Source organism: Kitasatospora sp. NPDC041988 (assembly GCF_055588525.1).
On sequence record NZ_JBVJCO010000007.1, the window covers coordinates 227,320 to 243,018 of the forward strand.

Sequence of the window (15,699 nt, forward strand, 5' to 3'; positions counted from 1 at the left end):
TTGGGGGGCTAGGTGGCCGGAGTTACTGCGCGACCTGGGTGATCTCGAACGGCACCGGCTGCTGGGCAGCGTGCGGGTGCTGGTCGCCCGAGTAGACCTTCAGCTTCGAGAGCATCTGGCGGCCCAGGGTGTTCTTGGGGACCATGCCCTTGATGGCCTTCTCGACGGCCTTCTCCGGGTTGTTCGCCAGGAGGTCGTCGTAGCGGACCGAGCGGAGACCGCCCGGGAAACCGCTGTGGCGGTACGCCAGCTTCTGGGTCTTCTTGTTACCCGACAGGTGCACCTTGTCCGCGTTGATGATGATGACGAAGTCACCCGTGTCAACGTGCGGCGCGTAGATCGCCTTGTGCTTACCCCGGAGGAGGTTGGCGGCCTGGGAGGCCAGGCGGCCGAGCACGACGTCGGTCGCGTCGATGACGTGCCACTGACGCTGGACGTCGCCGGGCTTGGGGCTGTACGTACGCACGGTCGTAGCCTCTGCTTTTCAGTGAGTGAGTCCTGACAGGAGCACCTGGTCGAGCGCATCAGCCTGGCTGCCTTGGACGCAATTCAAGGGGAGCCGCTGGGTGGTCGACCTGGTATCTCCGGCGTACCGACCTCTCACGTGAGATAGAGCGAGCCAATACGCACAACAAGCACCCAGCCTACCGGCCCACCCCGAGTGGGTCAAAAACGGTCAGCGATCGCGCTCGACCCGGGTGACGTCCCAGACCGGCTCGGGCGACTCGTAGACCCGGCCGTCGGCGCCGAAAACCAGGAAGCGGTCGAAGGTCTTGGCGAACCAGCGGTCATGCGTGACGCAGAGCACCGTGCCGTCGAAGGCCTCCAGCCCGGCCTGCAGCGCCTCGGCGCTCTCCAGGTCCAGGTTGTCGGTCGGCTCGTCGAGCAACAGGGCCGTCACGCCGGAGAGTTCGAGCTTGAGGATCATCAGCCGGGCCTGCTGCCCGCCGGACAGCGACTCGAACTTCTGCTCCTCCTGCCGGTCCAGCTCGTACCGGCGCAGCGCGCCCATCGCGGCGCCGCGGCTGAGCGCGTGCTCCTCCTCGACGATCGAGCGCACCGTCCGGCCGAACAGCTCCGGGTGGGCGTGGGTCTGCCGGAAGTGGCCCGGTACGACCCGGGCGCCGACCTTCCACGTACCCGTGTGCGCGACCGTCTCGTCCCCGGCGAGCAGCCGCAGGAAGTGCGACTTGCCGGAGCCGTTGGAGCCCAGCACGCCGACCCGCTCGCCGTAGAAGACCTCCAGGTCGAACGGCTTCATCAGCCCGGTGAGCTCCAGCTGCTCCATGGTGAAGGAGCGCATGCCGGTGCGCCCGCCCTTGAGCCGCATGGTGATGCTCTGCTCGCGCGGGGGCTCCTCCGGGCGGCCGGCCTCCTCGAACTTCTTCAGCCTGGTCTGGGCGGCGGCGTAGCGGGTGGCGAGCGCGTGGCTGACGGAGGCCGCCTGGCGCAGCGTGACGACCAGCTTCTTGAGCTTGGCGTGCTCCTCGTCCCAGCGCCGGCCGAGCTCCTCGAAGCGCGCGAAGCGGTCCTTGCGGGCCTCGTGGAAGGAGTCGAAGCCGCCGCCGTGCACCCAGACGCTGCTGCCGGCCGCGCCGGACTCGACGCTGATGATCTTCTCGGCCGTCCGGGAGAGCAGCTCGCGGTCGTGGGAGATGTACAGCACCGTCTTGGAGGTGGCCTTGATCGCCTCCTCCAGCCAGCGCTTGCCCGGGACGTCCAGGTAGTTGTCCGGCTCGTCCAGCAGCAGCACCTCCTCGGGGCCGCGCAGCAGCGCCTCCAGCACCAGCCGCTTCTGCTCACCGCCGGAGAGCGTGTTCAGACCGCGCCACTGGGACTTGTCGAAGGGCATGCCGAGGGCCGCCATGGTGCAGACGTCCCAGTCGGTCTCGTAGTCGTAGCCGCCGACGTCCGCCCAGTCGGAGAGCGCCTGGGCGTAGGCCATCTGCGTCTTCTCGTCGTCCTGGGCGATCATCGCGAGCTCGGCGGCGTCCACCGCGCGGGCCGCGACGGCGATCCGCTCGGGGGCGACGGAGACCAGCAGGTCGCGGACGGAGGCGTCGGCGGCGAGCGCCCCGGGCGTCTCGCGCTGGTCCTCGCGGCCGGTGGTGCCGACGAACTGGCGCATCACGCCGAGGCCGCCGCTGATCGTCACCGTGCCGCCGTGCGGCTGGATGTCGCCCGCGATCATGCGCAGCAGCGTGGTCTTGCCGGCCCCGTTGGCGCCCACCAGGGCGACCGCGGAGCCCTCGCCGACCCGGAAGGACGCGTCGTCGAAAAGCACCCGCCCGTCCGGCAGGTAGTACTCAAGGTGCGAAATCTCGACGTGTCCCATACGTCGGATTTTGCTACGTACAGGCCGACGGACCCAAATGCATTTCGGTCCGCCGGCCCGCGGTCAGCCGTCGGACCGCCCGAGCACGAAGGCGGCGAGCCGGTCCAGACCCTCCTCGATCTCCTGCGGCCGCAGGTGGCTGAAGGAGAGCCGGATCACCCGGCGCGGCTCGGGGTCCGCGTAGAAGTGGTGCAGCGGTGTCCACAGCACCCGGTGCAGCTGCGCGCTGGACTCCAGCAGCGCGTCGTCGGCGGCGAAGGGCACGGTGAGCAGCACGAAGAAGCCGCCCGACGGGGTGTTCCAGGAGACGCCGGGGGCCTTCTCCCCGCCGAACCGCCGCTCCAGCCCGTCCAGCACCTGGCGGAGGTTGCTCCGGTAGGTCTCGATCTCGCGGGTGTTGGCGGCCCGCAGGCTGCACCCGTTCTCCAGCAGCTTCCCGGCGATCACGGCCTGGGCGATCGGCGAGGTGTTCACCGTCACCATGCTCTTGATCTTGGCGAGCTGGTCCGCGAGGGTCTCCGGGCCGCCGTGACCGCCCGCCACGCGCTGGTCCGCGAGCACGTAGCCGACCCGGGCCCCGGGGATCCCGGTCTTCGCGAACGACCCCAGGTAGACCACCCGCGCGGCGTCGTCGAGCGACTTGATCGTCGGCGGGCCGTCCGGGTCGCCGAGCAGGCCGTAGGGGTTGTCCTCCAGGATCAGGAAGTCGTGCTCCGCGGCGAGCTCCAGCAGCCGGCGGCGGGCCTCCAGGCTCAGCCTGACCCCGCTCGGGTTGGCGAAGTCGGGGACGGCGTAGCAGGCGCGCGGGGTCAGCCCGGCCGCCTTGGCCCGCTCCACGACGGCGACCAGGTGGTCGAGGTCGATCCCCTCCGGGGTCTCCTCCACCGGCAGCACCGGCATGTCGACCAGCTGGGCCGCCCCGTGCATCCCGACGTAGGCGGGCACCACCGACAGGAGCACGTCGGTGTCGCGGCGGCGCAGGGCGCGCAGCGTCAGGTACAGGGCCTCCTGGCAGCCGACCGTGACCACGATCGACTCCGGGTCCGCCGTGATGCCCTCGTCCACCTCCAGGTGCCGGGCGATCAGCTCGTGGATGATGCCCTTGGTGCGGCCGTACTGCATGACCGTCCGGCTCACCGCGGCCTCGTCGCCGCCCAGGCGCTCCGTCAGGTACCGGCGGTAGGTCTCCAGGTGGCGGTGGATGTCGTCGAGGTCGAAGAAGCCCTCGTACGGGCGCCCGGCCGCGAAGGAGATCGCGTCCGGATAGCGCTGCGCCACCTCGTTGAGGAAGTTCATGGACTCGCTGACCGGCGACCCCAGGGACTCGTGGAGGGTCCCGAGGGCGAGTTCCACCGCTTGGCTGTTCATCGTGCTGAACCACTTTCCCTGTCGTAGTCGGCCCGGACGGTGCGCAGCAGCCGGGCGGCGGCCGGCGAGTCGCAGCCCGCCAGGCCCAGCGCGTCTCGGATCTCCTCGGCGAGGAGCCGCAGGACGGTGTCGGCGCCCGCCTCACCGCCGACCGCCAGCCCCCAGAGCAGCGGGCGGCCGAGCAGGACGCCCGACGCGCCGAGGGCCAGGGCCTTCAGGACGTCCGTACCGGTGCGGATGCCGCTGTCGAAGAGGACCTCGACACGGTCGCCGACGGCCTCGCGCACCGCGGGGAGCATCGTGCCGGCCGGGACGGCGCCGTCCAGCTGGCGCCCCCCGTGGTTGGAGACCACCAGCGCGTCGACGCCGTGGTCGGCGGCGAGGCGGGCGTCCTCCGGGTCGAGGATCCCCTTGAGGATCAGCGGCAGGCGGGTGCGGGCCCGCAGGCGCTCGACGTGCTCCCAGGTCAGCGCCTCGGTCATGGCGACGCTGGTGTGGGCGGCCACCGCGGAGGCGCCGGGGCGGGCCGTGTGCGCCTCGGAGCCGGTACCGGCCGAGAGGTTGGCCGCGGTGACGTCCGCGGGCAGGCTGAACCGGTTGCGGATGTCGCGCAGCCGCCGTCCCATCCACGGGACGTCGACGGTCAGCATCAGGGCCTCGCAGCCGGCTTCCTCGGCCCGGGCGACCAGGTCGAACAGCCGGGCCTCGTCGCGCAGCCAGTAGAGCTGGAACCAGCTGCGGCCGGCCGCGGCGGCGACCTCCTCCAGCGGGTAGCTGCTCAGCGTCCCGATGGTGAACGGGACCCCGGCGCGGCGGGCCGCGCGGGCGGTGGCCAGTTCGCCCTCGGGGTGGAGCAGCCGGTGGTAGGCCACCGGTGCCACCGCCAGCGGCAGCGCGGCGCCGCGGCCGAGCAGGGTCGTCCCGGCGGTGCAGCCGGAGACGTCCCGCAGGATGCGGGGCACCAGGTGGACGCCGTCCAGCGCGGAGCGGTTGGCCGCCAGCGTGAGCTCGCGGCCGCTGCCCCCGGCGACGAAGTCCCAGACGTCCTTCGGCACCGTGGCGAAGGCGGCGCGCTCGATGTCCGCGAGGCAGACCGGCTCGTCGGCCCCGGTGCCTGCGAAGGCCCCGGCGCTGGTGGGATCCGGTGTCACCACGGGCTCCTGACGGTCCGCAGGGCTCGGTGCGTAGCCCGGAAGGCTCAGTGCCCGGTCCGGAACGCTCACTGCGCGGTGCCGCTCTGCTTGGACCTCTCCAGCTCGACGGCCTCGTAGAGCGCCTTGATGTTCGAGCTGCCGAAGGTCTCGGCGCCGATCCGCTCGATCACCTCGAAGAAGAGGGTACGGCGCGGATGGGTGGAGCGGGTGAAGATCTGGAACAGCTGGCCGCCGTGGTCCTCGTCGACCAGGAGGTTCAACTCCCGCAGCACGTCCAGCTCGTGGTTCTTCGGGGTGATCCGCTCGGTGAGCAGGTCGTAGTACGAGCCCGGGGTGGTCAGGAACGCCACCCCGCGCTCCCGGAGGGCGCGGACGGAGCGTGCGGCGTCCTCGACGGAGAACGCGATGTGCTGGATGCCCGCGCCGTCGTGGCTGGCGAGGAAGCCGTCGATCTGGCCCGGGTCGGCGGTGGTGTCCGGCTCGATGATGGTGAACGTCACCTCGCCGGAGGCGCTCTGGACGACCTTGGAGATCATCGCCTGCGGGCCGACGACGATCCGCTCCTCGAAGATCTCCCGGAAGCCCAGGACGCTCCGGTAGAACTCGACGGTGGGGTCGAGCTCGCCGGCGTTCACGCAGACCGCGAAGTGGTCGATCAGCTGCGCGCCGACCGGACCGGCGCCGCCCTGGCCCTGCCCGGCCGCGGCCGATCCGACCGGACCGACCGACCCGACCGACCCGGCTGCCGGCTCCGCGACGAAGCCCGGCGGCAGACCGGGCTCGCCGTCGGCGCCGCCCTGGACGAACGTGTGGACCAGGTCGCCGAAGCCGGCGATCGTGGCGGCGGGCGCCGGGCCAGGCCGGCCGACCGCGCTCGCACCGCGCTCCATCGCCGCGGCGAAGGCGGCCGACGCGTCCGCGGTCCGCAGGGCGATGTCCGCGACGCCCTCGCCGTGGCGCCGGACGTAGCCGGTGGCCGGGTGGTCCTCCGCGGTCCCCTCGGTCAGGACCAGCACGACCCGGCCCTGCCGAAGCGCCGCGCTCCGGAATCCCAGCGCCTCGGATCCGCTTCTGCCGATCACCTCGAACGCGTAGTGGTCGACCCACTCCGCGGTCCTTGCCTCAAGATTCTCGACATAGAACTCGACATACTCGATACCGAGATCGGCGGGGAAGACGGATCCGTCCACGATTTGCACGCCTCTAACTTGTTCGTGAGTCACGGCAGTTGTGCCGCGACCTGGTTCGACCGAGGGAAGGAGAGGCTTGCCTCAGCTCTCCTGCGCGGCGGCGACGAGGCTCTTCGGGCGCATGTCCGTCCAGGACGCCTCGATGTAGTCGAGGCATTCCTGGCGGGCCGCCTCACCGAAGGCCTTATTCCAGCCGTCGGGCACCTCGGCAAAGGCCGGCCAGAGCGAGTGCTGTCCCTCCGCGTTGACCAGGACGAGGTAGCTGCCGTCCGGGTTCTCAAACGGATTCGTCATTGTTGGAGCCTTTCCGTGGTGGTTCGATGGAGGATCCGGAGATGCCCGCGGGAATATCCGGGCATAGCGGGGCCGACGAATGCGGGGAGGCGCACCCGTTGGCTCACGGACGGAACATCGGATTGGCGATCAGACCCTGATCGCGGAGTCGATACGGAGGAAGAGGTCTCGGAGCACGGCCTCGGCGTGCTCCACGAGGTAGAAGTGGCCGCCGTCGAAGGCGCGCGCGGCGAAGCCGACCCGCGTCACCGCTGACCAGGATTCCATTGAATCCTCGCTCAGCTCAGCGTCCTGGCTTCCATAGTAGGCATAGACAGGAGCGTCCACCATTGCATTCTCGGCCCCAGGGGCCCGATAACGCTCGATCAGCCGGTAGTCGGCACGGATCGCCGGCAGGATCAGCTCCCGCAGGTCCGCGTGCTCGAAGGTGCCGGCCGCCGTCCCACCCAACAGGCCTACGTCCTCGATGAGTTGAAGGTCACTCGCGTCGGCGAGCCCACGCGGCGCCTCCCGCCCGGGACCGGCCCGGCCGGAGACCGCGAGGGCCGACAGGGTGACACCGCACTCGGCCTGGAGGCGCACGGCGACCTCATGGGCGACCGATGCGCCCATGCTGTGGCCGAAGAACACCAGCGGCGCGTCGGAGAATAGGGAACATTCGCGCACCAGCGGTTCCACGAGCTCCGCCATCGTCTCGACCGGCGGGTCGAGCAGACGGTCCTCCCGCCCCGGATACCGAACCGCCACGATTTCCACACCATCGGGCACGAGTCCGTCCCAGGAGCGGAAAAAGCTTGCCGCGCCGCCCGCGTGGGCGAAACAGACGAGTCGGATCTTCGGGTTCGAAATCGGACGTACGGTCCGAAACCATCGACCGGTCGGTTCTCCGCCCCTGCTGTACATAACAACCCTTCCAGCCCGAACTTCGGGCCGCCCCCGTGCATGGCAAATCACCAGGAGGACACTCCGGCGACAACCGGACGGAGCGTCGGTCCGGCTATCGGGCGGAATGGGGCAGGAGTTTGAGAACGGCGCCCCCCAGCCCCTCCTGTCGCGGACGCACAATCGTGGCCGCACGGATTCAGCTGATCACAGCCCGGTGGACGCGGTCAAGGCAAGATCGGTCATATTCGATCAACTACGGTCGCGGGCGATCGACAGTCAGCTATGCTTCTCGACTGCCTCTGTGATCCGCCGTCAGCCTGGCTGCCGCCAGGCGGTCGTTCACGGCCGGAGGCACCTCAAGAGGGCTGGCCCAGCGGGCCGGCTGCCGCGTCGGGAGGGACTGCGGCACGCCCCCCGCAGCCGACCGCCCCTCTACGCACGCGGACACGCGGACGGGCCATGGCGGTGATGACCTCGCCCCGGCCCGCGTCCGGAATGTGGAATAGAACACACCTGTAGGCGAACGGTGGCAGGCCACCGATGAGTCGAGCGTCACAGGATCCACCGGACGTCCCGTCACCACAGGCACACCATGCCGCCCTGCGCCCAGGTGCACCCGCACCCGGGCGCCGGGGCCAGTCGCCGACGCTCGCCGCCGTCACGCGCGAGGTCAGGCCACCCACGGGTCACCACCCGACGAAGAACGCTGACGAAACCGGAGCGCCGAAGCATGTTGGACACCCAGGCCGAGACCCTTCCCCTGCTCGCCGGCCAGTCCGGCATGTGGTTCGCCCAGCAGCTGGACCCGGCGAGCCCCGCCTACCAGATCGCCGAGTGCGTGGAGATCCACGGCCCCGTCGACGCCCGGCTCTTCGAGCTGGCCCTGCGTCAGGTGCTCCACGAGGCCGAGGGCTTCCGGCTGTGCTTCGTCGAGTCCGACAACGGCGTCCGCCAGCGCATCAACCCCTACACCGACTGGCCGCTGCACCTGGTGGACGTCTCGGCCGAGCCCGACCCGTGGGCCGCCGCGCAGGCCTGGATGTGGACCGACCTGAAGCGCCCCTGCGACCTTCAGCAGGGACCGCACTTCACCATGGCGCTCCTGCGCGCCGGCGACAACCGCTTCATCTGGTACCAGCGCGCCCACCACGGGGTCGTCGACGGCTACAGCGGTTCGCTCATGGCGGCCCGCGCCGCCGAGCTCTACACCGCCCTGGTCGAGGGGCGCCCCGACGAGGGCAGCCCGCTCCCGCCCTTCCAGCACCTGCTGGACGACGAGGCCGCCTACCGCGGCTCCGAGCAGCACGCCGAGGACCGCCGGTACTGGCTGGAGCGCCTCGCCGACCGCCCCGAGCCGGTCAGCCTCGCCGGCCGCTTCGCGCCGCCCGCCCGCGGCCACCTGCGCCACACGGTCGACCTCGGCGTCGAGCACTCCGCCCACCTGAAGGCCGCCGCCCGCCGCCTCGGCGTCGGCTGGTCCGCCTTCGTCCTGGCCGCGACCGCCGCCTACACCCACCGCCTCACCGGCGCCCACGACGTCGTCCTGGGCATGCCCGTGATGAGCCGCTCGGGCCGGACCATCCGCGCGATCCCCGGCATGCTCACCAACGTCCTGCCGCTGCGCCTGACCGTCGGCCCCGAGCTGACCCTGGTCGAGCTGGTCAAGCAGACCAGCGCCGCCGCCCGCCAGGACCTGCGCCACCAGCGCTACCGCTACGAGGAGATGCGCCGGGAGCTCGGCCTGGCCGGCGCCTCCGGGCCGCTCGTCGGCGCCACCGTCAACATCCAGGCGTTCAACTACGACCTGACCTTCGGCGGACACCCGTCCACCGCCCACAACCTCACCAACGGCCCGGTCGAGGACCTCTCCTTCGTCGTCTACGACCGCGCCGCCGGGCAGGGCATGCTCTTCGCCCTCGACGCCAACCCCGCGGTCTACGACACGGAGCAGGTCGCCGAGCACGCCGACCGCTTCATCCGCTTCCTCGACGCGCTCGCCGCGGCCGACGAGCATCAGCCGATCGGCCGGGTCGAGCTGCTGACCGGGGACGAGCGCCGGCGGACGCTGACCGAGTGGAACGACACCGCGGCCGCCGTCCCGGGCGGGGTGCTGCCGGAGCTGTTCCAGGCCCAGGTCGCCCGCACCCCCGAGGCCACCGCCCTCGTGTTCCAGGACACCGAGGTCCGCTACACCGAGCTGAACGAGCGGGTCAACCGGCTCGCCCGGCTGCTGATCGAGCGCGGGGCGGGCCCGGAGCGGCTGGTCGCACTGGCCGTGCCGCGCTCCGTCGAGATGGTGGTGGCGCTGCTCGCCGTCGTCAAGACCGGCGCCGCCTACCTGCCGGTCGACCCGGAGTACCCGGCCGAGCGGATCGCCTACATGCTGGCCGACGCCGAGCCGGCCCTGGTGCTGGCCGGCACCCGGACCGAGGCCGGCCTGCGCGCCGCCACCCCGGCGCCCATGCTCGTCGTCGACGCCCCGGAGCTGGCCGCCGAGCTCGAACGGTTCCCCGCCACCGACCCGACCGACGAGGACCGGACCGCCCCGCTGCGCCCGGAGCACCCCGCCTACGTGCTCTACACCTCCGGGTCGACCGGCCGCCCCAAGGGCGTCGTCGGCCTGCACGCCAGCTCCGCCAACCTGCTGACCGCGATCGCCCGCAGCTACCCGTACCGGCCGGGCGCGCCGACCCTGGCGAAGAGCTCCGTGAGCTTCGTCGACGGCTCCACCGAGCTGCTCGGCTCGCTGCTCCACGGTGACCCGGTCGTCCTGGCCGACGCGGCCTCCGCCAAGGACCCGCTGGCCCTGGCCCAGTTGATCGCCCGGCACCGGATCGGCCGCATCACCGTCGTGCCGAGCCTGCTCGCCGCCCTGCTGGAGGTCGGCACCCCGCTGCTGGCCTCGTGCACCCACTGGGTGACCACCGGTGAGAACATCCCGCAGTACCTGGCGGAGCGGTTCGCCGAGGCGCTGCCGAACGCCCGGCTGCTCAACTTCTACGGCGCCTCCGAGACCAGCGGCGACGTGCTGTTCGGCGACTGCGGGGCGACCGAGACCCCGATCGGGCGTCCGATCGCCAACACCCGGGTCTACGTCCTGGACAACTCGCTGCAGCCGGCTCCGGTCGGTGTGACGGGTGAACTGTACGTCGCGGGCGCCGCGTTGGCGCGCGGCTACCTGGGCCGTCCGGAGCTGACGGCCGACCGGTTCGTGGCCGACCCGTTCGGCCCGGCCGGCGGGCGGATGTACCGCACCGGCGACCTGGTCCGGTGGAGCGCGGCGGGCAGCCTGGAGTTCGCCGGCCGGGCCGACGCGCAGGTGAAGATTCGCGGCTTCCGGATCGAGCTCGGCGAGGTCGAGTCCGCACTGGCCGGCCACCCCTCGGTGGGCCGGGCCAGCGTCGTGGTGCGCGAGGACCGCCCCGGGGACCAGCGGCTGGTCGGCTACGTCGTCCCGGCCGCGGTGCCCGTGGAGTCCGGGGAGCCCGTGGACGGCGAACTGCTGCGCAGGCACGTCGCGTCGGAGCTGCCGGAGTACATGGTCCCGAGCGCGGTGGTGGTGCTGGACTCGCTGCCGCTGACGCCCAGCGGGAAGGTCGACCGGCTGGCGCTGCCCGCGCCGGACTACGCGGCCGGCGCCTCCGGGCGGGCGCCCTCGTCGCGGCAGGAGGAGATCCTCTGCGGCGTCTTCGCCGAGGTGCTCGGCGTGGCCTCGGTGGGCGTGGACGACAGCTTCTTCGAGCTCGGCGGCCACTCGCTGCTCGGGACGCGGCTGATGAGCCGGATCCGTGCGGTGCTGGGTGTCGAGGTCGGCATCCGCGCCCTGTTCGAGGCCCCGACCGTCGCCGGCCTGGCCGCCCGTCTGGGCGGGGCCGACGCCGCTCGACCCGCGCTGACCGCCGGTGAGCGCCCGAGCGTGGTGCCGCTGTCCGCCGCCCAGCGCCGGCTCTGGTTCCTCGGCGAGCTCGAAGGCCCCAGCGCCACCTACAACATCCCCGCCGCGCTGCGGCTGACCGGCACCCTGGACCGGGACGCCCTGCGGGCCGCCCTCAGCGATGTCACCGATCGCCACGAGGTGCTGCGCACCGTCTTCCGCACCGCCGACGGCCAGCCCCACCAGCACGTCCTCGACCCGGCGGCGGTCGCCCTCGACCTGCCCGTCACCGAGGTCACCGAGGCCGGCCTGGAGCAGGCCCTGGCCCGCGCGGCCGGGTACGTCTTCGACCTGTCCACCGAAGTACCGCTGCGCGCCGAGCTGTTCAGCGTCTCCGCGAACGAGCACGTGCTCGTCCTGGTCGTGCACCACATCGCGGGCGACGGCTGGTCGATGGGCCCGCTGGCCCGGGACCTCTCCGAGGCCTACGCCGCCCGGCTCGACGGCGCCGCCCCCGCGTGGCAGCCGCTGCCGGTGCAGTACGCCGACTACACCCTGTGGCAGCAGCAGCTCCTCGGCGAGGACACCGACCCCGAGAGCGTGCTGTCCCAGCAGCTCACCCACTGGCGCAAGGCCCTGGCCGACCTGCCGGAAGAGCTCCAGCTGCCCACCGACCGCCCCCGCCCGGCCGTCGCCACCCACCAGGGCGCGACCTACGACCTGAACCTGTCCGCCGAACTGCACCAGCAGCTCAGCGACCTGGCCCGCTCCCGCGGCGTGACCCTGTTCATGGTCCTCCAGGCCGGACTCGCGACCCTGCTCAACCGTCTGGGCGCGGGGACGGACATCCCCGTCGGCACCCCCATCGCCGGACGCACCGACGAAGCCCTCGACGACCTGGTCGGCTTCTTCGTCAACACCCTCGTCATGCGCACCGACCTCAGCGGCGACCCCACCTTCGGCGACCTCCTCCGCCAGGTGCAGGACGCCGGCCTCGGCGCCTTCGCCCACCAGGACATCCCCTTCGAGCGCCTCGTCGAGGAGCTCGCCCCCACCCGCTCAATGGCCCGGCACCCGCTCTTCCAGGTCGTCCTCACGCTGCAGAACACCACCGCGGCTGTCGTCGAACTCCCGGGCCTTGCGACCGAGTTGGTGCCGACCGGGCAGGCCCCGGCCAAGTTCGACCTGGACTTCCAGCTCAACGAGTCCTTCGACACCACCGGCCGGGCCGCCGGCCTCCACGGCCTGGTCACCTTCGCGACCGACCTGTTCGACCAGCGCACAGCCGAGGCGCTCGCGCAGCGCTTCGTCCGGGTCCTGACGGCCGCCGTCGCCAACCCCGAGCAGCCCGTCAGCCGGATCGAGATCCTCGACGCCGACGAGCGCGCCCTGATCCTGACCGGCTGGAACGACACCGCCCGGGACCTGCCGACCGGCACCCTGCCCGAGCTGTTCGAGGCCCAGGCGGCCCTGACGCCCGACGCCACCGCCGTGGTGTTCACGGACACCCGGCTCAGCTACGCCGAGCTGAACGCCCGCGCCAACCGCCTCGCCCACCTGCTGGCCGAGCAGGGCGTCGGCCCTGAGCAGCTCGTGGCGCTGGCTCTGCCGCGCTCCGCGGAGATGGTGGTGGCGCTGCTCGCCGTGCTCAAGGCCGGCGGCGCCTACCTGCCGATCGACCCGGACTACCCCGCCGACCGCATCACCTACATGCTCGGCGACGCCCGGCCCACCCTGGTCATCACCAGCCGGTCCGTCCAGGACTCCCTGCCCGACGGCACCGCGCGGATCGTCCTCGACGACCCCGACACCGTCACCCGAGTGGCCGGCCTCGACGCCGCCAACCCCCGGCCCGGCCTGCTGCCTAACCACCCCGCGTACGTCATCTACACCTCCGGCTCCACCGGCCGCCCCAAGGGCGTCGTCGTCCCGCACGGCAACGTGGCCCGTCTGCTGTCCGGGACCGACCACTGGTTCCACTTCGGCACCGGCGACGTGTGGACCTGGTTCCACTCCTTCGCCTTCGACTTCTCCGTCTGGGAGCTGTGGGGCGCCCTCCTCAGGGGCGGACGCCTCGTCGTCGTGCCCTTCGACGTCTCCCGCTCCCCGCAGGACTTCCTCGGCCTCCTCGTCCGCGAGGAGGTCACCGTCCTCAACCAGACCCCCTCCGCCTTCTACCAGTTGATGCAGGCCGACGCCCAGAACCCCGACCTCGGCCGTCAACTCGCCCTGCGCACCGTTGTCTTCGGCGGCGAGGCGCTCGACCTCAAGCGCCTGCGCGACTGGTACAGCCGCCACCAGGACGACGCCCCGCTGCTCGTCAACATGTACGGCATCACCGAAACCACCGTGCACGTCAGCTACATGGCCCTCGACTCCGCCATCAGCGCCGACGCCGGCATCGGCAGCGTCATCGGCGTCGGCATCCCCGACCTGCGCCTGTACGTCCTCGACGGCGGGCTACAGCTCGTCCCGGCCGGCACCGCCGGCGAGCTGTACGTGGCGGGTGCGGGTCTGGCCCGCGGCTACCTGAACCGCCCGGGTCTGTCCGCCGAGCGCTTCGTCGCCGACCCGTTCGGCGAGGCCGGCGAGCGGATGTACCGCACCGGTGACCTGGTGCGCTGGCGTGCCGACGGCACCCTGGAGTTCGCCGGCCGCGCCGACGACCAGGTGAAGATCCGCGGCTTCCGGATCGAGCTCGGCGAGGTCGAGTCCGCGCTGGCCGCGCACCCGGCCGTCGCCCAGGCCACCATCACCGTCCGCGAGGACACCCCCGGCGACAAGCGTCTGGTCGGCTACGTCGTCCCGACCCGGGGCGGCGACGACCACGCGGGGCTCACCGCCGGCATCCGCGGCGACCTCCAGCAGCAGCTGCCGGAGTACATGGTCCCGAGCGCGATCGTGGTGCTGGAGGCCCTGCCGCTGACGGCCAACGGCAAGCTCGACCGCAAGGCCCTGCCCGCGCCCCGGTACACCGCCGCCACGGCGGGCCGCGCGCCCCGCACCGTGCAGGAGGAGATCCTCTGCGGCGTCTTCGCCGAGGTGCTCGGCGTGGCCTCGGTGGGCGTGGACGACAGCTTCTTCGAGCTCGGCGGCCACTCCCTGCTGGCCACCCGCCTGGTCAGCCGGATCCGCGCGGTACTGGGTGTCGAGGTCGGCATCCGCGCCCTGTTCGAGGCCCCGACCGTCGCCGGCCTGGCCGAGCGCCTGGGCGGGACCGGTACGACCCGGCTTGCGCTGACCGCGGGCGAGCGCCCGAACGTGGTGCCGCTGTCCGCCGCCCAGCGCCGGCTCTGGTTCCTCGGCGAGCTCGAAGGCCCCAGCGCCACCTACAACATCCCCGCCGCGCTGCGGCTGACCGGCACCCTGGACCGGGACGCCCTGCGGGGCGCGCTGCACGACGTGCTGGCCCGCCACGAGGTCCTGCGCACGGTGTTCCGCACCGCCGACGGCCAGCCCCACCAGCACGTCCTCGACCCCGCGACGGTCACCCTCGACCTGCCCGTCACCTCGCTCACCGAGGCCGACCTGGAGCAGGCCCTGGCCCGCGCGGCCGGGTACGTCTTCGACCTGTCCACCGAAGTACCGCTGCGCGCCGAGCTGTTCAGCGTCTCCGCGGACGAGCACGTGCTCGTCCTGGTCGTGCACCACATCGCGGGCGACGGCTGGTCGATGGGCCCGCTCGCCCGCGGCATATCCACCGCGTACTCCGCGCGGCTCGACGGCGCCGCCCCCGCGTGGCAGCCGCTGCCGGTGCAGTACGCCGACTACACCCTGTGGCAGCAGCAGCTCCTCGGCGAGGACACCGACCCCGAGAGCGTGCTGTCCCAGCAGCTCACCCACTGGCGCAAGGCGCTCGCCGGTCTGCCGGAGGAGCTCCAGCTGCCCACCGACCGGCCCCGCCCGGCCGTCGCCACCCACCAGGGCGCGACGCACGACCTGGACATCCCCGCCGAACTGCACGAGCAGCTCAGCGACTTGGCCCGCTCCCGCGGTGTGACCTTGTTCATGGTCCTGCAGGCAGCCCTCTCCACCCTGCTCAACCGCCTGGGCGCCGGCACCGACATCCCCGTCGGCACCCCCATCGCCGGACGCACCGACGAAGCCCTCGACGACCTGGTCGGCTTCTTCGTCAACACCCTCGTCATGCGCACCGACCTCAGCGGCGACCCCAGCTTCGGCGAGCTCCTCACCCGCGTCCAGGACAGCGGACTCGGTGCCTTCGCCAACCAGGACGTCCCCTTCGAGCGCCTCGTCGAGGACCTCGCCCCGACTCGCTCGATGGCCCGGCACCCGCTCTTCCAGGTCATGCTCACCCTTCAGAACAACACCGAGGCCGCCCTCGAACTCCCGGGTATCGAGGCCGTGTTGGTGGCGACCGGTCAGCTCCCTGCCAAGTTCGACCTGGACTTCCAGCTCCGTGAGCTGCACGACGCGCACGGGAAGGCGGTCGGCCTGCACGGCGCGCTGACCTACGCCACCGACCTGTTCGACCAGAGCACGGCCGAGGCGATCGCGCAGCGTTTCGTGCGGGTGCTGCGTGCCGCCGTCGCGGAACCCGAGCAGCCCGTCAGCCGCATCGAGATCCTGGACGCCGAC

Annotated in this window: 8 protein-coding genes; 1 reads left to right on the plus strand and 7 read right to left on the minus strand. The window is 72.0% G+C overall.

Going from position 1 to position 15,699, the window contains the following annotated elements; translation table 11 throughout:
- Positions 1-22 precede the first annotated feature (22 nt).
- The 7 genes from rplM to ACZ6NC_RS10425 form a co-directional block, all read right to left on the minus strand.
- A complete protein-coding gene (gene rplM, locus ACZ6NC_RS10395) occupies positions 23-466 on the minus strand; it encodes a 50S ribosomal protein L13 (protein ID WP_465730984.1) in 444 nt (147 codons plus the stop codon).
- Positions 467-676: 210 nt separating this feature from the next.
- The gene (locus ACZ6NC_RS10400; RefSeq protein ID WP_465730986.1) at positions 677-2,335 is read right to left on the minus strand and encodes an ABC-F family ATP-binding cassette domain-containing protein; all 1,659 of its coding nucleotides are present in this window, start codon (positions 2,333-2,335) and stop codon (positions 677-679) included.
- 63 nt (positions 2,336-2,398) lie between these two features.
- A complete protein-coding gene (locus ACZ6NC_RS10405) occupies positions 2,399-3,703 on the minus strand; it encodes an aminotransferase-like domain-containing protein (RefSeq protein WP_465730988.1) in 1,305 nt (434 codons plus the stop codon).
- The gene (locus tag ACZ6NC_RS10410; protein ID WP_465730990.1) at positions 3,700-4,854 is read right to left on the minus strand and encodes an alpha-hydroxy acid oxidase; all 1,155 of its coding nucleotides are present in this window, start codon (positions 4,852-4,854) and stop codon (positions 3,700-3,702) included. Before ACZ6NC_RS10410 ends, ACZ6NC_RS10405 begins: the two co-directional genes overlap by 4 nt.
- A 68-nt stretch (positions 4,855-4,922) precedes the next feature.
- Positions 4,923-6,047: a 4-hydroxyphenylpyruvate dioxygenase gene (gene hppD / locus ACZ6NC_RS10415; RefSeq protein WP_465730992.1), complete on the minus strand. Its 1,125-nt coding sequence runs from the start codon at positions 6,045-6,047 to the stop codon at positions 4,923-4,925.
- Positions 6,048-6,128: 81 nt separating this feature from the next.
- The gene (locus ACZ6NC_RS10420; RefSeq protein WP_465730994.1) at positions 6,129-6,341 is read right to left on the minus strand and encodes an MbtH family protein; all 213 of its coding nucleotides are present in this window, start codon (positions 6,339-6,341) and stop codon (positions 6,129-6,131) included.
- A 129-nt stretch (positions 6,342-6,470) separates the two neighbouring features.
- Positions 6,471-7,244 (minus strand): thioesterase II family protein, encoded by a 774-nt coding sequence (locus ACZ6NC_RS10425; protein WP_392939871.1) that lies wholly within the window; start codon positions 7,242-7,244, stop codon positions 6,471-6,473.
- A gap of 712 nt (positions 7,245-7,956) precedes the next feature.
- On the opposite strand from ACZ6NC_RS10425, the gene ACZ6NC_RS10430 reads away from it, so the two are divergent.
- The coding region (locus ACZ6NC_RS10430; RefSeq protein WP_465730996.1) for an amino acid adenylation domain-containing protein at positions 7,957-15,699 on the plus strand (7,743 nt) is incomplete at its 3' end.

Excerpts from the sequence above, each read along its gene's own strand:
- ACZ6NC_RS10425 (WP_392939871.1), bottom strand. The coding sequence starts at position 7,244 with ATGTACAGCAGGGGCGGAGAACCGACCGGTCGATGGTTTCGGACCGTA.
- ACZ6NC_RS10420 (WP_465730994.1), bottom strand. The coding sequence starts at position 6,341 with ATGACGAATCCGTTTGAGAACCCGGACGGCAGCTACCTCGTCCTGGTC.
- ACZ6NC_RS10400 (WP_465730986.1), bottom strand. The coding sequence starts at position 2,335 with ATGGGACACGTCGAGATTTCGCACCTTGAGTACTACCTGCCGGACGGG.
- ACZ6NC_RS10405 (WP_465730988.1), bottom strand. The coding sequence starts at position 3,703 with ATGAACAGCCAAGCGGTGGAACTCGCCCTCGGGACCCTCCACGAGTCC.